At 60.8% G+C, this 23,025-nt stretch carries 24 protein-coding genes; 9 read left to right on the top strand and 15 right to left on the bottom strand.

The window, feature by feature from the left end:
• Positions 1 to 6: 6 nt before the first annotated feature.
• The 13 genes from msbA to HDE80_RS22335 all read right to left on the bottom strand — a co-directional run bounded on the left by msbA (position 7) and on the right by HDE80_RS22335 (position 12,137).
• Complete coding sequence (msbA, locus tag HDE80_RS03615; RefSeq protein WP_184667991.1) at positions 7 to 1,824, bottom strand: lipid A export permease/ATP-binding protein MsbA; 1,818 nt, start codon at positions 1,822 to 1,824, stop codon at positions 7 to 9.
• Complete coding sequence (locus HDE80_RS03620; protein ID WP_184667993.1) at positions 1,821 to 2,255, bottom strand: biopolymer transporter ExbD; 435 nt, start codon at positions 2,253 to 2,255, stop codon at positions 1,821 to 1,823. Before HDE80_RS03620 ends, msbA begins: the two co-directional genes overlap by 4 nt.
• 10 nt (positions 2,256 to 2,265) lie before the next feature.
• The gene (locus HDE80_RS03625; RefSeq protein WP_184667995.1) at positions 2,266 to 2,931 is read right to left on the bottom strand and encodes a MotA/TolQ/ExbB proton channel family protein; all 666 of its coding nucleotides are present in this window, start codon (positions 2,929 to 2,931) and stop codon (positions 2,266 to 2,268) included.
• 141 nt (positions 2,932 to 3,072) lie between these two features.
• The gene (locus HDE80_RS03630) at positions 3,073 to 5,415 is read right to left on the bottom strand and encodes a DNA internalization-related competence protein ComEC/Rec2 (protein WP_184667997.1); all 2,343 of its coding nucleotides are present in this window, start codon (positions 5,413 to 5,415) and stop codon (positions 3,073 to 3,075) included.
• Between the two features lie 156 nt (positions 5,416 to 5,571).
• Entirely contained in the window at positions 5,572 to 6,303 is a 732-nt protein-coding gene (gene lolD / locus HDE80_RS03635; RefSeq protein ID WP_184667999.1) for a lipoprotein-releasing ABC transporter ATP-binding protein LolD, read from the bottom strand.
• Positions 6,296 to 7,537: a lipoprotein-releasing ABC transporter permease subunit gene (locus HDE80_RS03640; RefSeq protein WP_184668001.1), complete on the bottom strand. Its 1,242-nt coding sequence runs from the start codon at positions 7,535 to 7,537 to the stop codon at positions 6,296 to 6,298. Before HDE80_RS03640 ends, lolD begins: the two co-directional genes overlap by 8 nt.
• A 187-nt stretch (positions 7,538 to 7,724) precedes the next feature.
• Positions 7,725 to 8,144: a protein YgfX gene (locus tag HDE80_RS03645; protein ID WP_184668003.1), complete on the bottom strand. Its 420-nt coding sequence runs from the start codon at positions 8,142 to 8,144 to the stop codon at positions 7,725 to 7,727.
• On the bottom strand, positions 8,116 to 8,385 hold the full coding sequence (locus tag HDE80_RS03650) for a succinate dehydrogenase assembly factor 2 (protein ID WP_255483570.1): 270 nt from the start codon (positions 8,383 to 8,385) through the stop codon (positions 8,116 to 8,118). Before HDE80_RS03650 ends, HDE80_RS03645 begins: the two co-directional genes overlap by 29 nt.
• An 87-nt stretch (positions 8,386 to 8,472) precedes the next feature.
• Positions 8,473 to 9,255: a succinate dehydrogenase iron-sulfur subunit gene (locus HDE80_RS03655; protein WP_184603974.1), complete on the bottom strand. Its 783-nt coding sequence runs from the start codon at positions 9,253 to 9,255 to the stop codon at positions 8,473 to 8,475.
• 98 nt (positions 9,256 to 9,353) lie between these two features.
• Complete coding sequence (gene sdhA / locus HDE80_RS03660; RefSeq protein WP_184668005.1) at positions 9,354 to 11,141, bottom strand: succinate dehydrogenase flavoprotein subunit; 1,788 nt, start codon at positions 11,139 to 11,141, stop codon at positions 9,354 to 9,356.
• Positions 11,142 to 11,161: 20 nt separating this feature from the next.
• Positions 11,162 to 11,551 carry a succinate dehydrogenase, hydrophobic membrane anchor protein gene (sdhD, locus tag HDE80_RS03665; protein ID WP_184603971.1) on the bottom strand — a complete coding sequence of 130 codons (390 nt, stop codon included), beginning with the start codon at positions 11,549 to 11,551 and terminating at the stop codon, positions 11,162 to 11,164.
• Complete coding sequence (sdhC, locus tag HDE80_RS03670) at positions 11,548 to 11,943, bottom strand: succinate dehydrogenase, cytochrome b556 subunit (protein WP_184603969.1); 396 nt, start codon at positions 11,941 to 11,943, stop codon at positions 11,548 to 11,550. Before sdhC ends, sdhD begins: the two co-directional genes overlap by 4 nt.
• Before the next feature lie 89 nt (positions 11,944 to 12,032).
• On the bottom strand, positions 12,033 to 12,137 hold the full coding sequence (locus tag HDE80_RS22335) for a DUF1674 domain-containing protein (RefSeq protein ID WP_343205996.1): 105 nt from the start codon (positions 12,135 to 12,137) through the stop codon (positions 12,033 to 12,035).
• Positions 12,138 to 12,330: 193 nt separating this feature from the next.
• Here HDE80_RS22335 and HDE80_RS03680 point away from each other — a divergent pair, with 193 nt between their 5' ends.
• Together HDE80_RS03680 and HDE80_RS03685 are read left to right on the top strand one after the other, a co-directional pair.
• Positions 12,331 to 13,134, top strand: coding sequence for a folate-binding protein YgfZ (locus HDE80_RS03680; RefSeq protein ID WP_184603966.1), 804 nt, complete (start codon positions 12,331 to 12,333; stop codon positions 13,132 to 13,134).
• A 484-nt stretch (positions 13,135 to 13,618) separates the two neighbouring features.
• Positions 13,619 to 14,053 carry a cell wall hydrolase gene (locus HDE80_RS03685; protein ID WP_255483571.1) on the top strand — a complete coding sequence of 145 codons (435 nt, stop codon included), beginning with the start codon at positions 13,619 to 13,621 and terminating at the stop codon, positions 14,051 to 14,053.
• 84 nt (positions 14,054 to 14,137) lie between these two features.
• Here HDE80_RS03685 and HDE80_RS03690 read toward each other — a convergent pair whose 3' ends face one another.
• Together HDE80_RS03690 and HDE80_RS03695 are read right to left on the bottom strand one after the other, a co-directional pair.
• Positions 14,138 to 14,614: a glycine zipper 2TM domain-containing protein gene (locus HDE80_RS03690; protein WP_184668007.1), complete on the bottom strand. Its 477-nt coding sequence runs from the start codon at positions 14,612 to 14,614 to the stop codon at positions 14,138 to 14,140.
• Between the two features lie 30 nt (positions 14,615 to 14,644).
• Positions 14,645 to 15,268, bottom strand: coding sequence for a glycine zipper 2TM domain-containing protein (locus HDE80_RS03695; protein WP_184668009.1), 624 nt, complete (start codon positions 15,266 to 15,268; stop codon positions 14,645 to 14,647).
• A 174-nt stretch (positions 15,269 to 15,442) separates the two neighbouring features.
• Here HDE80_RS03695 and HDE80_RS03700 point away from each other — a divergent pair, with 174 nt between their 5' ends.
• From HDE80_RS03700 to phbB, 7 genes are all read left to right on the top strand, one after another.
• Positions 15,443 to 16,222: a TatD family hydrolase gene (locus HDE80_RS03700; RefSeq protein ID WP_184668011.1), complete on the top strand. Its 780-nt coding sequence runs from the start codon at positions 15,443 to 15,445 to the stop codon at positions 16,220 to 16,222.
• Positions 16,223 to 16,310: 88 nt separating this feature from the next.
• Positions 16,311 to 16,835, top strand: a complete 525-nt coding sequence (locus tag HDE80_RS03705) for a MarR family transcriptional regulator (protein WP_184603960.1) — start codon at positions 16,311 to 16,313, stop codon at positions 16,833 to 16,835.
• A gap of 40 nt (positions 16,836 to 16,875) precedes the next feature.
• Entirely contained in the window at positions 16,876 to 18,387 is a 1,512-nt protein-coding gene (locus HDE80_RS03710; RefSeq protein WP_184668013.1) for an efflux transporter outer membrane subunit, read from the top strand.
• Positions 18,374 to 19,600, top strand: coding sequence for an HlyD family efflux transporter periplasmic adaptor subunit (locus HDE80_RS03715; RefSeq protein ID WP_184668015.1), 1,227 nt, complete (start codon positions 18,374 to 18,376; stop codon positions 19,598 to 19,600). Before HDE80_RS03710 ends, HDE80_RS03715 begins: the two co-directional genes overlap by 14 nt.
• Before the next feature lie 285 nt (positions 19,601 to 19,885).
• Complete coding sequence (locus HDE80_RS03720) at positions 19,886 to 21,454, top strand: DHA2 family efflux MFS transporter permease subunit (protein WP_184668017.1); 1,569 nt, start codon at positions 19,886 to 19,888, stop codon at positions 21,452 to 21,454.
• Positions 21,455 to 21,553: 99 nt separating this feature from the next.
• On the top strand, positions 21,554 to 22,051 hold the full coding sequence (gene phaR / locus HDE80_RS03725; RefSeq protein WP_184603953.1) for a polyhydroxyalkanoate synthesis repressor PhaR: 498 nt from the start codon (positions 21,554 to 21,556) through the stop codon (positions 22,049 to 22,051).
• Between the two features lie 117 nt (positions 22,052 to 22,168).
• Complete coding sequence (gene phbB / locus HDE80_RS03730; RefSeq protein ID WP_184668019.1) at positions 22,169 to 22,930, top strand: acetoacetyl-CoA reductase; 762 nt, start codon at positions 22,169 to 22,171, stop codon at positions 22,928 to 22,930.
• The last annotated feature ends 95 nt before the right edge of the window (positions 22,931 to 23,025 follow it).

Here is a 23,025-nt window from a genome sequence, read left to right on the forward strand (position 1 = left end):
AGAGCCTCAGATGCCCGCAGGCTGACTAACGGATTCGCCTGCCTGATCGCTGCTTTGATCGACCGTTTGATCGTGAAACTGCATCCGATGCAGCGCCGCATAGTGACCGCCCAGCGCGATCAGTTCGGCATGCGTACCACGCTCGACGATGCGGCCCTGATCCATCACCGCGATCTGGTCGGCGTGCTCGATGGTGGATAGACGATGCGCGATCACAACGGTCGTGCGGTCCTTCATCAGTCGCTGCAGCGCCTGTTGGATCAACCGCTCGGACTCGGTATCCAGCGCGCTGGTCGCTTCGTCCAGCACCAGGATCGGGGCATTCTTGAGGATCGCGCGCGCAATCGCGATGCGCTGACGCTGGCCACCGGACAACATGTTTCCGCTCTGCCCGATCTGCGTCTGCAAACCCTGTGGCATACGCGAAATGAATTCCATCGCATTGGCAGCTTCAGCTGCCGCGACGATGTCTGCTTCGCTGGAGCCGGCGAGTTCGCCGTAGGCGATGTTGTCCGCGACGGTGCCATCGAACAACACAACGCTCTGGCCAACCCACGCAATCTGCCGGCGCAACGAGGCGAGCTGATAATTTTCGTAGTTCTCGCCGTCTAGAAGGATACGTCCGTGACTTGGCGCATAGAACCTTGGCAGCAGGCTGACAAGACTGCTCTTGCCACTGCCTGATCGACCAACGAGTGCCGTGACTTTTCCTGCCGCGCAATGCAGATCAACGCCGCCAAGCGCCTCAGCCTGCCCGCGCGGATAAACCAGTTTCACGCTTTCAAACAAAATGTCGCCGTGTGCCCGGTCCATCACTCGTGTCCCGAGATCAGGCTCTGGTGGCATATCGATGATCGCAAACAGATCCTGAGCTGCCACAAGCCCGCGCTGCATGTTCGGCTGCACGCTGGTGAGTCGTTTCAATGATGGGAGAATCGCGCCCATCGCAATCAATAATGAGGCGAACACACCTGGCGTCATCGAATTGATCATCGACGGTCGCGTCGCCATGAAGACGAGCACGGCCAGGGCCATCGCCGCGACGGCCTGCACTGTCGAACTCGACAGCGCATTAATGGACGAAACCTTCAGATTAAGCCGCCGGGTGGATTGCGCCACGGCGGCAAATCGCGCGCTTTCGTAGTTCTGCCCACCGTAGATTTTCACTTCGCGGTGAGCATTGACGGTTTCCTCGACGGCACCAGTGATTGTTCCCATCGTGCCCTGGATACGACGGCTGATTTTGCGATAACGGCGACTCACCACCGTAGCCACCAGGGCAATTGCCGGTACCATGACCAGCAGCGCCAGCGTCAGATACGCACTGTTCCATAGCATCACACCAAGCATGCCCACGATTGTGAGGCTGTCGGTCACAGCAACCTTCAATGCATCGGATGATGCTTGGGCAACCTGCTCGGAGGTATAGGTAATCCGTGCAATCTGTTGACCAGACGCTTCGTTCCCAAAAAATGCCGCCGTCATGCGCAAATACGCATCGAAAACTTCGACCCGGATGGTTTGCACCACGCTACGACCAACATAAGCCGTACCGTAATCGGCCCAATACGTGCCCACACCACGGAAAATGAAAATGCCAACGATCCAGATTGGCATCCAAAAAATGACCGAAGGATCTTTCTGCTGAAACAGATTATCCAGCAGCGGCTTGATCAGCCTCGTGAAGAGCGTAAGGCAGCCAGCGTCGACTGCCATGCCCAATAGCGCCAGGCATCCGATAAACCAATGAGGCCGCGTGTACTGCAGAAGCCGCCGGTAAATCTTGAACAAAGAATCACTCGCGTGATTGCTAGCGTCCGTCATTTCGAATCATCCGCCGGCTGCGTCGGCGTGGTGGCGATCGACAGCTTGGTAAAGCCCAGCTGGCCCAGCGCGTCCATCGCGGTCACCACGTTCTGATGTGCTGTCATGCCATCGGCACGAATGGTGACCTGGCGATCGCGGTCGGTACCGGCGATGCGTTCGATGGTCTGCTTGAGCGGCTCGATGCCCTCGCCCATCACTTCATCGCTGCCGACATAGAACTTGCCATCGCGGTCGACCACGATGGTCAACGCTGGCGCGTTGGTATCGTGATCTTGCGAGCTGGCCCTGGGCAGCGTCACCTGCAGATGCGTGTGCTGTACGAAGGTGCTGGTGAGGACAAAGAACATCAACAGGGTCAGCAGCACGTCGATCAACGGAATCACGTTGATCTCGAAATCGTCCTGACGGCGGTCGTTACCAATACGCATCGTCGTGCGCTCAGCTCGCGCTCGGCGCAGTGGATGCCGGGCTGCGACGGACGCGTGTTGTCGGAGCAGGCGCCGCGGCCAGGGTCAGATCATCCAGCAGCGCGGTGGCCTGTTTTTCCATCTGCACGCAGTAGCCCGCCACGCGTGAGCGGAAATAGCGATGCAACACGTAGGCAGGAATCGCCACGGTGAGGCCGGATGCCGTGCAGATCAGCGCTTCGCCGATGCCGCCAGCCATCTTGGCGGGGTCACCGATGCCGCCAGCCATCACTTCCATGAACATGCGGATCAGGCCGATCACCGTACCAAACAGGCCGAGCAGTGGGCCGATCAGAGCGATGGTGCCCAGCGTATTGAGGTAACGCTCCATCCGGTGCACCACGTGCCGGCCGGTATCCTCGATGCGCTCCTTGATCAGCTCGCGCGAGCGGTTGCGCACGGCCAGCGCCGAGGCCAGCAATTCGCCCAGCGGTGAACCGATGGCAAGCGTATCGATGTGGGCGGGATCGAGCTGGCCCGAACGTGCCCACTCGCGCACCTCGTCACCGAGACCCGGCGGCAACACCGCGCTGCGACGCAAAGTCCAGCAACGCTCCAGTACGATCGCCAACGCGATCGCTGAACAGATCAGGATGGGCACCATTGCCCAACCGCCAGCCATCAGGATTTCCAGCACGTTCCAACCCCATCGCAGCAACGATTTGATGAGCGCGCATGATAGCAGTCCCGCCCGCGGGTACTGCGGCGGGTGTGGCATTCCATGCTATGTGCGCTGTTCAGACGGATCACTCGAACGCCGCCGACGTCAGGCAAATACTCATTCGCGCCAGTAACGCGGATCGCGCTGTCGCCAGCCCTGTCGGCGCTCTGGCTCGCCGTCCGCCGGAAAATTCACCGGCATGGCACCCTGCTCGGCGGTGTTGAAAACCGCTACGTGAGCAGCCGCATAGCGCGCCAGCGTATCGGGTCGCGGATGGCGAAAGCGATTGCGCCAGCCCGCCGATACCAGCGCGAACGCTGGTTTTATCGCGGTGATGAAGGTAGTGCTGGAAGAGCTGCTGCTGCCGTGATGCGGAACCAGCATGACCAATGGTGTACCAGGATCAAGCGCAGTAATTACCTGCGATTCCGCCTTCATGCTGATATCGCCAGTGAGCAACAGACGTCCGCCGTGTCCCTCGATCAGCAGCACGCACGATCGATCGTTGTTCTTCTTGGCTTTTTGATCCGCGATGGCATCGTCCTTGGCGGATAACCTGACTGTGAATTTATCGGCCGCAGGATTCAGCACGCGAAAACTCACGCCGTCCCATTGCCACGCCTGACCGGCCATACATTGCTGCATCGGTATCTTCATCCTGACCGGTTCGCCGGCATAGCGCGATGCATTGGGAAAAGCATTGGCAACGGCTTCGGCGCCACCAGCGTGATCGTTATCGCCGTGACTGATCATCAACACATCCAACTGGTTGATGCCCAACGCGTGCATCGACGGCAGTACGGTCGACTCACCCAGATCGAAACCCGACGGATAACGCGCGCCGGTGTCGTATACCAACGCATGCTCGCGCGTGCGAAGCACGACGGACAAACCCTGCCCCACGTCCAATACCCACGCCTCGAATGCACCTTCAGCCGGCAAATCAAGAGGTGGCACCAACAGTGGCAGGAACAGCAGTATCCCGAGCCAGCGCATCGGTACGCCGCGCGGCAGGAATAGCCACACCGCACCCAACAACGCCAGCAATAACGCCCAGGATTGCACGGTCGGCAAGTACCAGTGTGCGCCAGGCCAACTCGCCATCTGCTCCAGCAACCACCACTGCGCGTGCGCCAATTGCGCAGCCAGCCACAGCACTGGCGTGGCCAGTGGCGGACACAACGCCATCAGCAAGACGCCGACCAGCGCGCAAGGCACGATCACAAAGCTGATCAGCGGCACGGCGATCAAATTGGACAACGCGCCGACCAACGAGGCCTCGCCGAAAAACCACAGGCTAAGCGGCAACAACGATACCGTCATCACCATCTGGCCGGCCGACAGCTCATGCAGAAATGCGCGCAAGCCTCGACCACGCGCCTGCAGGCACAGCATCAGAAACGACACGCCCACGAACGACAGCCAGAAGCCGGGCTCCAGCACCGACAGCGGATCGACCAGCAGAATCGCGATCATCGCCAAAGCCAGTGACTGCACACCGCTACCACCTCGCCGGCTGCATCGTGCGATAGCCACCACCGCAATCATCAGCAACGTGCGCACCGTCGGCAAACCGAAGCCCGCGAGTGCGCTGTAGATGCCGGCGACCAGCAGCGCGGCGCCCGCCTGCGCCTGTGGCCGCGGTAGCCGCCAGCCAAGGCGCGGCCAAATCGCATAAGCCAGCATCGCCAGCCAGACACCAAACACCGCGGCGACACCGACATGAAAGCCGGAGATGGCGATGAGATGCGACACGCCGTTGGCCCGTGCCACTTCCCAGTCACGCTGCTCCAGTCCGCGCGTGTCGCCTACGGAAAAAGCTTGCAGCAGCGCCACATCGTGCGGATCGTGTACGCGCGCCGCTATGCCTCGCGAGATCGCATCGCGCACGCCATTAACGCAAAATCCATGGCTGCCCAAAGGCTTGTTGTCCGGATCCTCCCGTACATAGCCGGTGGCGATGATGCCCCGTTCCAGCGACGACCGTTCGCTGTCGGCACCTCCGGGATTGAGCAAGCCGCGCGGTCGTTTCAGCCGCAGCAACAAATGCCAGCGCGAGCATGGCGGCAGCAGCGGTGCCGTGTCGTACCACGACACATTCAGGTGTCCGTGCAGCGCGACAGGCTTGCCATCCAGCGTGGCCTGCTCGATGCGCAGATTGAATGACGTGGCATCGCTGCGCGCCTGCGGCAATTCGGCGACCGTGCCAATCACCACAAAATCCCGGCCTTCCAGCGCACGCGGCAAACGCTCATCCATGCCGCTAGCGCCGCGCCAGGCAGCCCAAACGATACCCAACAGCACGCAAGACAACCAGCGCCAGCGCGGACAACGCCATCCCAGCACGGCGGCGACCAACGACAGTACCCCGAGCGACCAGTATGGCGGCAAGCGTGGCAGCCACTGCACCAGCAGCACGCCGAGCAGCACCGTCAGTGCTGCAATAACTGCCCTCGGCATTGCTGTGCTTCGTACCACGCAGCTCGCTCCGCATCTTCCATGATGCCGACGAGCCTAACGTGACGCGGCAAGGCGCAAGGATGAAAAGCGTGTAGGCCGTCGCCGCTTGAGACCAGCGCGGCGATGACCCGACCCGTACATCGACCGCGCGAAGAATCAGGCGCTGCCGTTTTCCAGCAACACGCCATTGTGCAGGGTCAGCGTGCGATCCATGCGCGCGGCCAGACGGCTGTCATGAGTCACCAGCACGAAGCTGGTGCCGATCTCGCGGTTGAGCTCCAGCATCAACGCATAGACCTGCGCGGCGTTGGCCTCATCGAGATTGCCCGTCGGCTCGTCACCCAAGACGCAGGCTGGACGGGTTACCAGCGCGCGCGCGACAGCGCATCGCTGACGCTCACCGCCAGAGAGTTCGGACGGCTTGTGATGCGCACGCGCGCCGAGCCCTACGCGCTCCAGCAATGCCGACGCCTGCTTCTGCGCTTCGCTGATCGCCGTGCCGCGAATCAGCAGCGGCATGCAGACGTTTTCCAGCGCGGTAAATTCCGGCAGCAAATGGTGAAACTGGTAGATGAAACCGAGCGAACGATTGCGCACGCGGCCACGCTCGGCGTCGGAGAGTTTCGACAGCACGCGGCCGTCCACTTCCACTTCGCCGGCGGTCAGCGTGTCGAGCCCGCCGATGATGTGCAGCAGCGTGCTCTTACCCGAACCGGAGGCACCGACGATCGACATCGTCTCACCGCGTTTCAGGGTAAAGCTGACGTCGCTGAGCACGTCGGTGCGCAAACCGCCTTCGTCATAGGTCTTGGCAACGTGGCTGGCGCGCAGCACGAAGTCACCGGTGTTGGCCACGGAGGAGGATGAGTTCATGGCGGTCTTATTCATAGCGCAGCGCCTGTGCCGGCTGCGTGCGTGAGGCGCGCCAGGCCGGATAGAGCGTGGCGAGCAGCGAGAAGGTAAACGTCAGCAAGGTGACCCAGAGCACGTCGTGCCAGAGCAGAAGGCTGGGTACCTCGCTGATGTAATAGACGTCCGGCGACAGAAAGGTCACGTTGAAGGTGTGTTCGATCCACTTGATGATGCCGGGCAACTTCCACGAGAGCAGCGAACCCAGCCCCACGCCAAACCCGATGCCGACAATGCCCACCAGCACACCCTGCACCATGAACATGCCCATGATGCTGCGGGGCGTGGCCCCCAGCGTACGGAGGATCGCGATGTCGGCCTGCTTGTCGGTGACCAGCATCATCAACATCGAGATCAGGTTGATCACCGCTACCAGGATGATCAGTGACAGGATCACGAACATCACCATCTTCTCCATCGACAGCGCGGCGAAGAGATTGGCGTTGGTGTCCTTCCAGGTCTGCACCCGATAGACCTGTCCCAGCGTGTCAGCCAGTTGCTTCGCCACGGGGCCAGCGTTGAACAGATCGTCGAGCTTGAGGCGAATGCCGCTGGGGCCGTCAAGACTGTTCAATTTTTCCGCGTCGCCTATGTTGACAAGGGCAAGGCCCGAGTCGAACTGTTCCATACCCATTTCGAACACGCCGACGACGTGGAAGCTGCGCATGCGCGGTACGCCGCCCATCGGCGTGGCGCGCAGCTCCTGTACCACCACCGTCACACGATCGCCGACGGTCACGCCCAATGACATCGCCAGCTCCTTGCCAAGCACGATGTTCCAGCTGTCCGGCGTGAGATCAGCCAACGAGCCTTCGACCATATGCTTGCCGATATCGTCGACCTTCGATTCTTGCGCGGCATCGATACCGCGCAAGATGGCACCACTGGAATGCTGTGCGCTGAGGTAGGCTTCCGCTTCGACGTAGGGCGCTGCGCCAAGCACGTGAGGGTTGGCCTCGGCGGTCTTAAGCGCACGTGGCCAGTCCTGCACGCTTTCGTTGATGCCGGAGATGGTGGCATGCGACACCGCGCCGAGGATGCGATCGCGCATCTGGAAGTCAAAGCCGTTCATCACCGACATCACGGTGATCAGTGCGATCACGCTGATCGCGATGCAGACGATCGACACCGTGGAGATAAACGAGATGAACTGGTTGCGCCGCTTGGCGCGGGTGTAGCGCAGGCCGATAAAGAGTTCGAGCGGTCGGAACATGGCAACCTGATCTGTGGGGGCCGAGAAAGTGGAGCCGATCAACCGGCCATCGAAGCTGCATCACGGTAGCGCATAGACCGCATCGACGCCGCAGAGTGCCCGAAGCCGCCGAGGGCGGCAAGTCAGCCAGCTTGTGGCAGAACCCAGACCGATCAAGCACCAGCCGACCTCAAGCACGCGCGTGCGACTAACCCGTCTGCAAAGTCGCCAGCCGCATGCGCAGCCGCCGGCGGATATCGGCATCGCTGTTGTCCGGCGCCAGCAACAGGCTATGCGTGCCATGTGCAGCTGTTTTCAGGCGCACCAGCACGAACACGCCAAGCACCCGGAACGACACTAGCGTGGCGGGCACGTCCTCGTGCGAAGTCATATGAACGGTCCAACTGTCTTGCGCGCCCCAACCCGCAGCAGATACCGGCGATTGCGCCATCAAGCGGACAGACCGCCATGTGCCGACCAGCACGATGAGTGACAGCAACAGCTTTGCCCACCACGCCAGTCCACTCAGCAGGACCGCGAGTACGGCCAAAACGGCGACGATGGCCAGCGCCCAACGAAATCCCTTCGAGGGACGGTATTCAAAGCCGATGGCGGGTGCGGATGTCATCGATGATTGCCTGCCAGTCCTGGCGCTCGGGTCGTGCGTGGCCCATCACCCAGTCCCACAGATCCGGGTCCTGTGCATCGAGCAGCTCGTCAAAGGCCTGCTGCTGAGCCGCGTCGGCGGTCGCAAAGCGCTCGTCCAACCAGCCGCCGAACAGCGCATCGAGCTCACGGGTACCGCGCCGGGTGCGCCAGCGCAGGCGATTGAGCCGAGCCTGTTGCGGCATCGCAGAGGTGTTGTCCATTCGGAGAGTGTAGCGGCCGATGCGCTGTCTAAACAGAACAGGCCGCGCTAGGCGGCCTGTTCTGACAAAGCTTGAGGTCTTTACCGGTCAGGCAGAACGACGTTCCACCATCAGCTTCTTGATCTCCGCGATCGCCTTGGCCGGGTTGAGGCCCTTCGGGCAGGTGCGCGTGCAATTCATGATGGTGTGGCAGCGGTAGAGCTTGAACGGGTCTTCCAGATCGTCCAGGCGCTCGCCAGTGACTTCGTCACGGCTGTCGACGATCCAGCGGTAGGCCTGCAGCAAAATGGCTGGACCGAGGTACTTGTCACCGTTCCACCAGTAGCTCGGGCAGCTGGTCGAGCAGCAGGCGCACAGGATGCACTCATACAGGCCATCGATCTTCTTGCGCTCTTCCGGCGACTGCAGCCGCTCGCGATCCGGAGCCGGGCTCTGCGTGCGCAGCCAGGGCTTGATCGAGGCGAACTGGGCGTAGAAGTGCGACAGGTCGGGCACCAGATCCTTCACCACGGGCATGTGCGGCAGCGGATAGATCTTGACGTCGCCGGAGGCGCAATCGGCCGATGCCATGGTGCAGGCCAGCGTGTTGGTGCCATCGATGTTCATGGCGCACGAACCGCAGATACCTTCGCGGCAGGAACGACGCAGGGTCAGCGTGGGATCGATCTCGTTCTTGATCTTCAGCAGTGCGTCCAGAACCATCGGGCCGCACGACTCCATGTCGACCTCGTAGCTGTCGATGCGCGGGTTTTCGCCATCGTCAGGCGACCAGCGATAGACGCGGAACGTGCGCGGCTTTTTCGCGTTTTTCGCGGCGAAATGCTTGCCAGGCTTGATCTTGGAATTTTTGGGTAGCGTGAACTCGGCCACGATTGCCTCACTTCGTTGGTGCTTGCCGTCAAAGCTCGCGTCGCGAGCGCCGGTGGAACCTTTCAGTCGATCAATAAACGTTGATCAGTACGTGTTGATCAGTACACGCGCTTCTTCGGTGGCACGACCTCGACCTCATCGGTCAGGGTGTACATGTGCACCGGGCGGTAGTCGAAGCGCGTGTTACCCGCGTCGTCCACCCACACCAGCGTGTGTTTCTGCCACTCATGATCATCGCGATCGGGGAAGTCCTCACGCGCATGCGCGCCGCGACTTTCCGGCCGCTGCAGCGCCGAATGCATGGTGGCCACCGATTGCGCCAGCAGATTGGACAGTTCCAGCGTCTCGATCAAGTCGGAGTTGAAGACCATCGAGCGATCGCTGACGCCGACGTCGCTGAAGGACGCATAGACCTCGGAGATCTTTTTGCTGCCTTCGCTGAGCGTCTCGCCGGTGCGGAACACCGCGGCGTCTTTTTGCATCGTGGCCTGCATCTCGGCGCGAATCTTCGCCGTCGGCGTGCCGCCCTTGGCATGACGCAGATTGTCGAAACGGGTCAACGCCTTATCCAGCACACTGGCCGGCAGATCCTTGTGCGCCGCACCGGGCTGGATCAGCTCGGCACATTTGTGCGCGACCGCACGGCCAAACACCACCAGATCAAGCAGCGAGTTGGAGCCCAGGCGGTTGGCGCCGTGCACCGACACGCAGGCGGCTTCGCCAATGGCAAACAGGCCCGGTACAACGGAATCCACGTCGTCGCCCTTCTTCTGCACGACCTGACCGTGATAATTGGTCGGGATGCCGCCCATGTTGTAGTGGACGGTCGGCAGTACCGGGATCGGCTCCTTGGTCACGTCGACGCCGGCAAAGATCCTCGCGCTCTCGGAGATGCCCGGCAAACGTTCGTTGATCACTTCCGGCCCGAGATGCATCAGGTTCAGATGGATATGATCCTTGTCCTTGCCTACGCCGCGGCCTTCGCGGATTTCGATGGTCATCGCGCGGCTGACCACGTCGCGCGATGCAAGATCCTTGGCGTTGGGTGCATAGCGCTCCATGAAACGCTCGCCTTCGGAGTTGGTGAGGTAACCACCTTCGCCACGTACGCCTTCGGTAATCAGGCAGCCCGCACCGTAGATGCCGGTCGGATGGAACTGCACGAACTCCATATCCTGCAGCGGCAGACCGGCGCGCAGCACCATGCCACCACCGTCACCGGTGCAGGTGTGCGCCGAGGTGGCGCTGAAGTAGGCGCGGCCGTAACCACCAGTCGCCATCACCACCGCCTGGCCGCGGAAGAAATGCAGCGTGCCTTCGTTCATGTCCAGCGCAAGTACGCCACGGCAGACGCCATCGTCGTCGAAGATGAGGTCGATGGCGAAGTATTCGATGAAGAACGTGGCGTCATGCGCCAACGCCTGCTGATACAGCGTATGCAGGATCGCGTGGCCAGTACGGTCGGCCGCGGCGCAGGTGCGCTGCGCGGTGCCCTTGCCGTAATGCGTGGTCATGCCGCCGAACGGGCGCTGGTAGATCTTGCCTTCCTCGGTACGCGAGAACGGCACACCGTAATGCTCCAGCTCGATGATCGCCGGAATCGCCTCGCGGCACATGTACTCGATCGAGTCCTGATCACCGAGCCAATCGGAACCCTTGATCGTGTCGTAGAAGTGGAAGCGCCAATCGTCTTCGCCCATGTTGCCGAGCGCTGCAGAGATGCCGCCCTGCGCTGCCACCGTATGCGAGCGCGTCGGAAACACCTTGGAGATGCAAGCGGCCTTGAGGCCTTTTTCGGCAAGGCCGAATGTAGCGCGCAGGCCAGCGCCGCCGGCACCGACCACGATCACGTCATAGTTGTGCTGCTGGATCTTGTAGCTTTCCATCGAATCTTGGCTCCCGCGTCTCAGTGGGTCAGCGCAATGCGCAGCACGGCCAGCACGCTCGCAAGCGCGCCGAGAACCGCGAGGAACTTGATCAGCACCAACGAAAGGACTTCCTTCCAGCGGGTGGTCACATAGTCTTCAATCACGACTTGCAGGCCGAGCACGGCATGCCAGAACATGGTGATCAGAAAAATGATCAGCAGCATGGCATTCCACGGCTTGGCCACCGTGGCCAGCGCGGTGGCATAGTCCGCGTGCAGCAGGCTAAGCACGGTGATCACGAACCAGATCAGCAGCACGACGAGCGCAGCAGCGGTGACCCGCTGTGTCCACCAGTGACCGACGCCCGACTGCGATGAACCCAGGCCGCGAGCGACCTTCAGTGGGTTGCGTAAATCCTTCGCGGTCATGCCGCACCTCCTGCGGTCAAGACATAAGCCCAGACCACCGCGGTGAGCACCAGGCTCAGCACCACCGACAGCCAGCTGGATCGAACGAACTGCGGAATGGCATAGCCCGCGCCGGTATCTTGCACTAGGTGCCGGATGCCGTTACATAGATGATAGAAAAGCGCCCAGGTCCAACCGATCAGCAAGATCTCGCCAATCGGGCTTCCGACGATTTCCTTGAACTGGTTGAAGCTCTGCTCGCCGCTGGCCAGATGCAGCAGTCCGGCAACCACCAGCAAGGTGCCCACCGCCAATGCTATGCCTGTCGCTCGATGCAGGATGGAACTCACCATCTGCACTTGCCACTTGTAGATCTGAAGATGCGGAGAGAGCGGTCGTCGCGTATCTGCCATGGCGGCTATCCTAAAAATGGAATCGCTGATCCATGCCGACCCTTGTCACTACTGCGTGCGCGTATGGCAAAGATAGCCATCGCGTTCGTTCAGAAGTCGATGCAGCGTCCGTTCTTTTCCCAGTCGCCATAGCGCGTGGGATCAAGAGCTGGCCGTGTCACCGGCGCTTTGTCCGGTACCGGTGTTTTGGTCACGATAGACGTTTCCGTAGGAACGGAAACAGACTTTGACTCAGCTGGCGTAGAGGTGTCGGACATGATTGGTTACCTCGCAAATATTAATACTTGCCGCACTGCCGCACAACCTTGCCCTACTCCATAGCAGCAATCGCTGCATCAGCAAACCTCCCTTGCGCATGGCCACACCAGCCCCAATTCATCACGCAGAATGACAAAACCTTATCCCGCGGAAACATTGCTGATCGAGGGGCCGGACGCGATGGCGTTCGCACACGCCCAGTTCAGCAGCAACGTCATGGCGCTCGCTACCGGGCACTGGCAATTCAGTGCCTGGCTGGACCCGCAAGGTCGCGTCAAGACGTTCTTCCATCTCGCCCGCATTGCCGACGATCAGTTGCTGCTGCTGTTGCGTGGTGGCAATGCCGCAATCACGACTGAGGCATTACGGCGTTTTGTGTTTCGTTCAAAACTGACGCTGACAGCACTCACGCCGCGCGCATTGTCTGCTGGCCCATCGCTGTCTTTGCATGCCGTCCGTCACGACCGGGAAAATCTTTTGCTTGGTTGCGACACACACAGCTTGCAGATCTCCAGCGAAGGCATCGGCGATGGCGCATGGCGTTTGCCGCAGCTGCGCGAAGGCTGGCCGTGGTTGCCCGATGTGTTGTTGAACGAACTGCTGCCGCCCGCGTTATCGCTGCAGAGGCTGCAGGCTGTGGTGATCGACAAGGGTTGTTATCCAGGCCAGGAGATTGTTGCGCGACTGCATTTTCGCGGCGGCAACAAAAAGCATCTTCATCGGATCGAATTATCGTCACCGAAAATTCCCGGTGAAATATTGCGTGTCGATGCGCATGAAAAAGGTTGTCTGCTTGATGTCGTCAACAGCGATATCGGTATCGAAGCATTGGCCGTGTTGAACGATGATGTTGTTGCGCAAGCCATCAATGGACAACTTGATTCGATGGATGATGACTTGATGATACGTCTTCGCGAAACGTGGAACGTTTGAGCATCATGTGATGTCGAAACATCGTTCGGCCATGCAAACAACGTGATGATTGAAAGTGAGTGAAGGTTAAATTCACAAACCTAGGCACTTGCCATCAGAGAAATCCGCCACTACGCTCCGCCAACTATTAAAAAACGGCGTCTCGAAATACCGACACCGAAATTACGCGACGAACCGGAAGAATCCGAATCGGCGCGACCCGACACTGAACTGTCGGATGGCATAACCGCCTCGCCTCAGCGAGTGCAGACAAGTTGCAGGCAGCGCAGCCACAAAGGCATGTGCAACGCCAGGCGACACTTACCCCGATCGGCATCGAATCCGCCGTACGGAACGCCACAATCCCGTGGCAAAGCGCTCAACCACCGAATCAGGTTGCAGCGATTGATCCAGATGGAACGGCCTGCCAGCCCGTCCATCGCAATGGCGTTCCAAAGCAGACGTTTAGCTTTGGGCGTACAGCACGTTGGAGGCAGAACGACCAATGAAATTATCCATGCTGTTGTGGCTGACCTCTCTCATGCCACAACCAGTTGCGGACCAGGCCTGTCTGGCCACAACCGTCTATCTGGAAGCACGCAGTGAACCCATGAACGGACAGTTGGCCGTTGCGGAAGTCGCCATGCGACGTCGCGATCGAGGCAGCTGGGGCAATACCGTTTGTGAAGTTGTCAGTGCACCACACCAATTCGCAACCACCACCACACCAGGTTCTTTCGACGTATCCAACCTCGATGCTTTCCACAAGGCCTGGCAGGTTGCAGGAAAATCAATACAGAACTGGCAGCTGCCGATTGCACAGCGAAAGATGCTTGTACCGCGCGCCGATCATTTCGCGACAGTCGCTGTTTCTCCTGCGTGGTCGCGCAATCGCCACACGGTGACCATCGGCGAACATGCCTTTTATGCAGTGAATTGATTCATACATCGCATATTCGACAAAAATAAAAAGCCCTCGATTGAGGGCTTTTTATTTGGACGGCTAAATGTCTAGACGCCTATTTCAGCGAACGTAGACGTGACCATCATGGATCGAAACGTAAGCGCCAGGGCGCACACCCGGATCCTCGCGCTGAGTAACGGTGGCGTACTGACCGTTATCCATCCGCACCACGATGCGCCAGGCGGTGCTGTTGGCATTATTGGCATCGTTATTCTTGCCAATCTGGTTACCGACAAGGCCACCACCCACGGCACCAACGACGGTGGCCGCGGTGCGCCCGTCACCCTTGCCGATCGTGCTGCCCAGCACCCCGCCAGCGACGGCACCGATCACGGCACCCAAGGTGCCGCCGTTACCACTGCCGCCACCCTGGACGTAAACCTGATCGACCTGCTGCACAACACCGCAGCTCAGGCAGCGGTTGGTGTAGCCGGAACGCTGCTGGTAGCCACCGTATTGAGGTGTCACGCAACCGGCAAGCGTAACGCTCGCTACCATTGCAACAATCAAGGGAAAATGGATGGATCGTAATTTCATGGTCATCGTTTTCATATTCATTGATCCAACTTAGCGAGCGTCAGAAACGGCGATTATTCCCTGCTGCACTTGTACACGATCGCCCGGATCGTGATCCATACGAACAGTGCGGGTGACACCGTTATAGACGTAATGCACATCAAAGGCGACAACCTTGCTGCTGGTGTTATCGACCGTATCGCATCGACGCTCCACCGTCTGGGTTACCTGCCCTTGTTGATGAGCCGCTTCAATGCGGTTACCGGCGTAACCACCACCGACCGCACCAGCCACCGTCGTGAGTGTGTTACCCCTGCCACCGCCAACCATATGACCCAGCAGGCCACCCGCGACGGCACCGATAGCGGTGCCAGCGATACGATTTTGATCCCTTGGTGGCGCAGTATGAGTAATCACCTGGTCATGGCAGACGCGCTGCGGATCGTTGATGGACTGGCGCACCGGCTCCACGCTCACGACCTGGGCGTACTGGGGGCCATTGTCAGGCGCAGGCTGCGGTGCCGACGCCGGCGCCGCAGCGACATTGCTGCCATTCGACATGGCCGCTGCATCGCTCGAGGTATCCGCGGCAGCATTGCGGTTACAGGCCGACAGCCCCAGTGCGAGCGCTGCGGTGATTGCTATGTTGAGCGTGTTGATCATCAGCCTGTTCATTACTATCTCCCTTGTTTGTTTAAGTGAAGTATCCGAAGCCCGGTAACGCCGAAGCAATTACTTGCGACACTATTGAACGGTTATGCAACTGAATCAGAGCTAGACCGGGTTAACTACACAATTTTCACATCCGCATTGCAGATGGCTGCCTCGGACAAGCCATGGACACAAATCATGCTCAAGCTCGCCGACAGTCACGTGCATCTCGATGCCGCCGCCTTTGCAGAGGATCGCGATGCCGTAATAACGCGCGCTGCGGATGCCGGCGTCAGCACCCTGGTTCTGCCTGCCGTCGACGCGGCCAGCTGGCCGGGAATCAGGGCGCTCAGCGAGGTGAACGAACACGTCTTTCCCGCTTTCGGTCTGCATCCGATGTATCTGGCGCAACATGTGCCCGAGCATGTCGACCAACTCGCCACCTGGTTAGCCCACGGCGACGCAGTGGCGGTGGGCGAGATCGGACTGGACTTTCATGTGGCAGGTCTTGATCCGCAACAGCAGCGCGAATACTTCCTGAAACAACTGGAGCTTGCGCAACAATTTGATCTGCCGGTGATCATGCATGCCCGCGGCGCACTGGAAGAAGTCATCCAGACTCTGCGGCGCATGCCCGGCCTTCGTGGTGTCGTGCACAGCTTTTCCGGCAGTGAACAGCAGGCGAAGCAACTGTGGCAGATGGGTTTTCATATCGGCATCGGCGGTCCAGTCACTTATGATCGGGCCCAGCGACTGCGCCGAATCGTGGCGGCGATGCCGCTCGAGTTTCTGCTGCTGGAAAGCGACGCACCCGATCAACCGGATGCCGCGCACCGCGGCCAACGCAACGAACCTGCATACGTCGTCGATGTATTGCAATGCATTGCCGCACTGCGCGACGAACCCCAAGCCGACGTTGCCGCCACCACTACCGACAACACACGACGCCTGTTCGGTCTCGATCGTTCACATCGGTAGTCACTTCCACCGATCGACCGATTGACTCTTGCAGCCACGGCGGCATATTGCTATCTTTTACTTCACTGGTGAAATATAAGCTGATGAAATGGCGTCGCTGACGAAGTGTATCGACATGATGAATGAGGGAATCGAGCGAACGATTCGGCTCATTCCGCAGCTGCCTGTGGCCGAAGCCAAGCTGAGTCGACTGATGCTGATGGTCAGCGGCAGCCTTAACGACGAGCTCGAGCTTGAGCTTAAACCGTACAAGCTCAACCACAGCGAGTTTCTCACGCTGATGTTTTTGAACAGCCGGCCCGAAAGTAGCTCAACCCCCGGCGAGCTGTGCGAGTTCACCAAGCAGGGGGCGACCAACATGACCCGCATCGGCAACGCGCTGGTCAAGCGCGGCTTGATCACTCGCGGTGGCAGCGATGACGACCGCCGCCGGGTGGTGATTCGCATCACCGCCGCCGGGAAACGCCTGATCCTGAAAATGCTGCCCCCGCTGTTTCCCCGCCTGGACGCGATGTTTGTCGGCTTCAGCGATGTCGACAAACGCAACCTGAGCCGGCTGCTGCGAAAACTGGCCCATAACCTCGATCAGGCCGATTCGGATATCCAGGCGTGAACGCCGGGACCATGAAGGCAACGAAATGAAGACTGCTCTGATGAAGCCTGCCTCTGTAAAGCTTGCCCTGATGCGTCGCTACACTGCGATGCTGTCGCTGACACTACTGCTTGGTGCCTGCGCGGCACCGGCGAAGCTCAGCCATCCGGTGCTGCGCGACGACGTTCCACTCGCCGGCCTGCAAACAGCGACCCGCGATGGCTGGCCGGACGCGCAATGGTGGCATGCCTACGGCGATCCGCAGCTGGATCAGCTGATCACGATCGCGCTCAAGAACTCACCCGATCTCGAGCAGGCGCGCAGCCGCCTGCTCAATGCCCAACAGTCGGTACGTCTGGCGGCGGCGCAGGCCGGGCTCAACATCAACGGCAGTGCGCAGTTCGAACGTCAGCGCATAAGCAAGAACGGCATCATCAGCCTGCTGCCGCAAAACTTCACGATCGACCCCTGGTACAACCAGGCCGACCTCGGTCTGCAGGCGCAATATACGTTCGACTGGTGGGGCAAGAAGCGCTCGAGCATCGAGGCTGCACTTGATCAGGCGCATGCCGCGGAAGCGCAACGCAGCGCCGCCGCGCTGACCATCCAGAATGCTGTCGCCGATACGTATTTTGGCTGGCAGGGCGACGAGGCACGACTGGCACTCTCCAACCAGCTGGTGGCCGCGCAAACCCGATTCCTGCATATCGCCGAACTGCGCGTGGCGCGCGGTGTCGATCTGGAGGACACCGCCCAGCAGGCCAAGGCTGATCTGGCCGCGGCGCGCGAAATGAACGTGGCGCTAGTCGGCTCGGCCGCGATCCGCAAGGTGGCGCTGGCTTCGCTGCTGGGTATCGCGCCTGCCGACCTGCCGACCCTGCAGGTAAAGCCGCTGCCCGAAGTGGACAGCCGCGTCCCAGCCGATGCACGGCTCGACCTGATCGCACGACGCCCCGATATCGCCGCCAGTCGCTGGCAAGTCGAAGCGGCGCTGAAACAGACCGAGGTGGCGCGTGCGCAGTTTTTCCCCGACCTCAGCATCAGCGCGATGGCGGGCCTGTCCAGCCTTGAGGTGGGCAAACTGCTCAGCACCGACAGCCGCGCGTTCTCGCTAACGCCGGCGCTGCATCTGCCCATCTTCGAAGGCGGCCAGCTGCAGGCCAATTACGGCATCAGCAAGGCGCAGCTGGCGGGCGCAGTGGCCGGCTACAACAGCACCGTTATCGACGCGGCGCGCGACGTGGCTAATCAGGCGCTCACCGCGCAGCAGATTGCGGCACGGCGCAAAGAGCAATCGGCCCAGATCACCGCCAACGAACGCCTGGTTGCGACGGCGCAAGCGCGCCAGAACCAGGGTGTACGCGACGCCCGGGAGAGCATCGCTGCCGCCGCACAGCTGCTACAGCAGCGCGATGATGCCGCCAGCCTGCAAGCGCAGGCCGTATCCACCGATCTGGCTTTGATCAAGGCGCTGGGTGGCGGTTATCACGCCTCCAGCGACACGGCATCCGCCAAGACATCCTCCCCTTCCCCTTCGAACCCGTCCGGAGACGACGCCCATGAGCGCCACTGAGTCCGACAAGCCCCAGAACGCCGACACCCATGACAGCGGCATGGCGGCCAAGAATCCGGCCAAGCGTCGCAAGACGCTGCTGATCGTGCTGTTGATCTTCATCGCTGCCGGCATCATCTGGTTGCTGTTGTGGTTGCTGGTTTTCTCCACCCGTGAAACCACCGACGATGCTTATGTCGGCGGCAATCAGGTGGCGATTTCTGCCCAGGTACCCGGCACCGTCGTGGCCATTCTTGCCGACGACACCCAGCACGTCGAAGCAGGCCAGATCCTGGTCAAACTCGACAATACCGATGCCAGCGTCCGTCTGGCCCAGGCCGAGGCCACACTGGCATCGGCTGTGCGCCAGGTACGTCAGCAGACTGATTCAGCCAGCGGTAGCGATGCCGCCGTCGCCGAACAACAAGTGGCTCTGAAGAAAGCCGAAGCCGATCTCAAACGCCGCCTGCCGCTAGTGGCGCAACAGGCTGAGGCGCCGGAAACCATCCAGCATTTGCGCGATGCCGTAGCCCAGTCCCGCGCCGCGCTGAACACCGCACAGGCACAGGCTTCGGCCCAACACGCGTCGATCTCAGGCACCGACATCGCCAACAACCCGTCCGTGCTGCAGGCGCGCGCGAACTTTCGCGCCATGTGGGTCGCTGCGCAGCGCAATGCGATCTACGCGCCGGTCTCCGGCTACGTAGCCCAGCGCAGCGTGCAGGTCGGCAACAGCGTGCAGGCGGGCCAGCAGCTGATGACCGTACTACCACTGCATAACCTGTGGATCGACGCCAACTTCAAGGAAAGCCAGCTGCGCCACATTCGCATCGGCCAGCCGGCCAAAATCGAAGCCGACATCTACGGCGGCAGCGTCGAGTATCACGGCAAAGTGATCGGTCTGGGCGCCGGCACCGGCAGCGTGTTCTCCCTGCTGCCCGCGCAGAACGCCACGGGCAACTGGATCAAGGTGGTGCAGCGCGTGCCGGTGAGGATTGCGCTGGACAATCAGGAACTGGACAAGCACCCGCTGCGCATCGGCCTGTCCAGCGATGTCACGGTCAACATCACCGATGACAAAGGTCCGGTGCTGGCACCGCAAGGCGAGCGCGAACCGGTGGCCGAAACCACCGTCTACGAACAGATGGCCAGCAAGGCCGATGCCGAGGCAGACAAGGTGATTCAGGCCAACCTCGGTTCATCGGACAAAACCAGCAGCGACCGCCCGAACTGAAGTCGAGTCCCGAGAGCCTGCTCATGATCTACCCGTACCTCGCGTTGTCATCGAGCGGTCGCCAGGTGGTAGGGCGTGGCGCCGGCTTGCCTGGCTGGCAAGCCAAGTCGCGCGCTGCCGCATGGCGGCCGCTCGGTGGCAACCCTGCGGGCCGGGGCTGTTTGCCCGCATCCCGGCGTCATCACTCCGTCGTGGACCGACGTCCACTCTCTCGTTCTTCCTTGGCCTGCGCGCAAACAGCTCCCGGCGCGGGGCACGGGGAGATCATGAACAGGCTCTAAGCCCATGGCCGCCATTTCTTCCGATGCCACACCCGCCGACGCGTCGCCGCTGAAGCCACTGCAAGGCGCCATGCTGGCGCTGATGACCGTCGCCGTCGCGTTCAGCACCTTCATGGAAGTGCTGGACACGACGATCGTCAACGTCGCTGTACCACACATAGCCGGCAGCCTGGGCGTGAGCCCGAACGAAGGCACTTGGGCAATCAGTTCGTACTCGATGGCCAGCGCCATCATGCAGCCGCTGACCGGGTGGATTGCCAAGCGTTTCGGCGAAGTGCGCACCTTCGTCGTGTCGGTCGGCCTGTTCGTGGTGTTTTCGATGATGTGCGGCCTGGTCACCAGCATGCCGATGCTGGTGGTCGCCCGCCTGCTGCAGGGCGCCGGCTCCGGTCCGATGGTAGCGCTGGCGCTCTCGCTGCTGCTGGCCAATTACCCCAAGAGCAAACAGGGCATGGCGCTGGCGCTGTGGGCGATGACCGTGGTGATCGCGCCCGTGCTGGGGCCGATTCTCGGTGGCTGGCTGACTGACAACTATTCGTGGCCGTGGATCTTCTACATCAATGTGCCGGTGGGCATCATGGCGGCGGTTTCGACCTGGTTCCTGCTGCACAAGCGCGAGTCGAAGATGGTGTACGCGCCGATCGATATGATCGGCCTCGTGCTGCTCGTGCTCGGCATCGGCTGCCTGCAGTTCATGCTGGACAACGGCAACGACAAGGACTGGTTCTCTTCGCCACTGATTCTTGTCCTCGGCCTGGTGGCGCTCGTGAGCCTGGTTTTTCTGGTCGTCTGGGAGCTCAATGCAAAGTACCCAGTCATCGACCTGTCGCTGTTCAAACAGCGCAATTTCACCATCGGCGTGATCGCGATGTCGCTGGGCATGCTGGCGTTCTTTGCCATCAACGTGGTGTCGCCGCTGTGGCTGCAGACCACGCTGGGATATACCGCAAGCTGGTCCGGCCTTACCAGTGCGTGGGTCGGGGTACTGGCGTTCCTGTTCTCGCCGCTGGTTGGCAGTCTGCTGGGCAAGTTCGATCTACGGGCAATGATTACTACGGCGTTTGTGATCCTGGCCAGCTGCTCGCTCTGGCTGTCTACCTTCGACAGCAGTGTGTCCTACATCAACATGGTCTGGCCGCGACTGGTGATGGGCATTGGCATTCCGCTGTTCTTCATTCCGCTGAACCAGATCTACCTGTCGGGCCTGCCACCGGAGCAGATCGCCAGCGCCTCCGGCCTGGCCAATTTCTTCCGCACACTGGGCGCCAGCGTATCCACGGCGATTACCGTGACACTGTGGCAGCACCGTACCGAGTTTCATCACGCCACACTGACGGAAAACATCACGGCAGCGGCGCCCGCCACCACCGGATTCCTGCAGCAACTGAAGGGCGCGGGACTGGCCAGCCAACAGGGCCTGAGCGTGGTGGAACAACTGCTCAGCAAGGAAGCGGCCACCCTGGCCGTCAACGACGTATTCTGGGCCTGCAGCATCGTCTTCATCTTGCTGATCCCGGTGCTCTGGCTCGCCCGGCCGCCGTTTGGCAATGCCAGCGGTGCGCCAGGCCACTGAATAACCCAAAGCCGCCAATTGCTGCACCCCACCATCCGCAGCAATTTCTGCAGCAGGGATGGCTGGTGCAGCGCAATACCTTCTGGTAGTTTGTGCGGCATGGCACAAACCAAACGCATCATCAAGAAGTATCCAAACCGGCGTCTTTATGACACGGAGATCTCCAGCTACATCACGTTGGAAGAGGTCCGACAGCTGGTACTGGACAACGAGGATTTCGAAGTCCGCGATGCCAAGTCCGGTGAGGATCTGACGCGTTCGGTACTGCTGCAGATCATCTCCGAGAACGAGGGCGATGGGCAGCCGATGCTTTCGCCGCAGCTGCTCAGCCAGATCATCCGGTTCTACGGCGATTCGCTGCAGGGTTTCATGGGACCGTATCTGGAGCGCAGCCTGCAGGTCTTTCTCGACCAGCAGACGCAGTTCCGCAGCCAGCTCAACAGCTTGATGGGCCAGACGCCCTGGACCATGTTGAACGACCTGACCGAGCGCAATATGGACGCATGGAAGGCGATGCAACGTGGCTTCATGGACACCGCCGCACAGGTGGTCCAACCACCCGGCAGCACCGGTCGCGGCGGCAAGAAGCCCGGCTGAGCTGCCCCCTGGGCGTCAAACCACGCTGACGCATCGTGTGTCCTTTTCCTTATCTTCATCCGCTGCGGCACAGCACGTGCTGCCCTGCGGCATGATTCAGACAATGTTGGAAAGTCCATGAGTGCATCTGTCGCTCACAAGCGCATCGCGATTGTCACCGGCGGTATCGGTGGTCTGGGCACGGAAATATGCCGCCACCTGACAAAGGCTGGACGCCGGGTGGTTGCCGTAGACCTGGCTGCGCGCGAAGAGCGTGTCGCCCAATTCTACGAAGACGTCGCCGACTTGGGCGAGGCAATCAGCTTCGAACCGGTCGACGTCACCGACTTTGACAGCTGCAGGCAGCTCGTTTCGCGGATCGAAGCCGAACACGGCAGTGTGGACATACTGGTCAATGCTGCCGGCATCACTCGCGACGCCAGTTTGCGCAAGATGACACCCGAGCAATGGCATCAGCTGATGCAGGTAAATCTCGACGGCGTGTTCAACATGTGCCGCAACGTCATCGAGGGCATGATCGAGCGCGAGTTCGGCCGCATCATCAATATCAGTTCGGTGAATGGACAAACCGGCCAGTTCGGGCAGACGAACTATTCGGCGGCCAAGGCCGGCGTGCACGGTTTCAGCATGGCGCTGGCGCGCGAAACGGCGAGCAAGGGCATCACCGTGAATACGGTGTCGCCGGGCTACTGCGATACCCAGATGGTGGCAGCAGTATCCGAAGACATTCGCGAGCAGATCATCGCCAGCATCCCCGTGGGACGACTGGGTACACCGGGCGATATTGCGCGCGCCGTCGGTTTCTTCAACGCCGATGACACCGGTTACATCACCGGCGCCAACCTGCCGGTCAACGGCGGCTACTTCATGAGTTTTTAGTGGCGCAGCCCGCGGCGCGAGCCTTCGAGCTGGTTACTCTTGGACATTGAGACACTGGACTTGGCCGGCGGCAGATCAACACCGCGGGTTGTTTT

This window comes from Rhodanobacter sp. A1T4 (assembly GCF_014207185.1).
Classification (GTDB): Bacteria; Pseudomonadota; Gammaproteobacteria; order Xanthomonadales; family Rhodanobacteraceae; genus Rhodanobacter.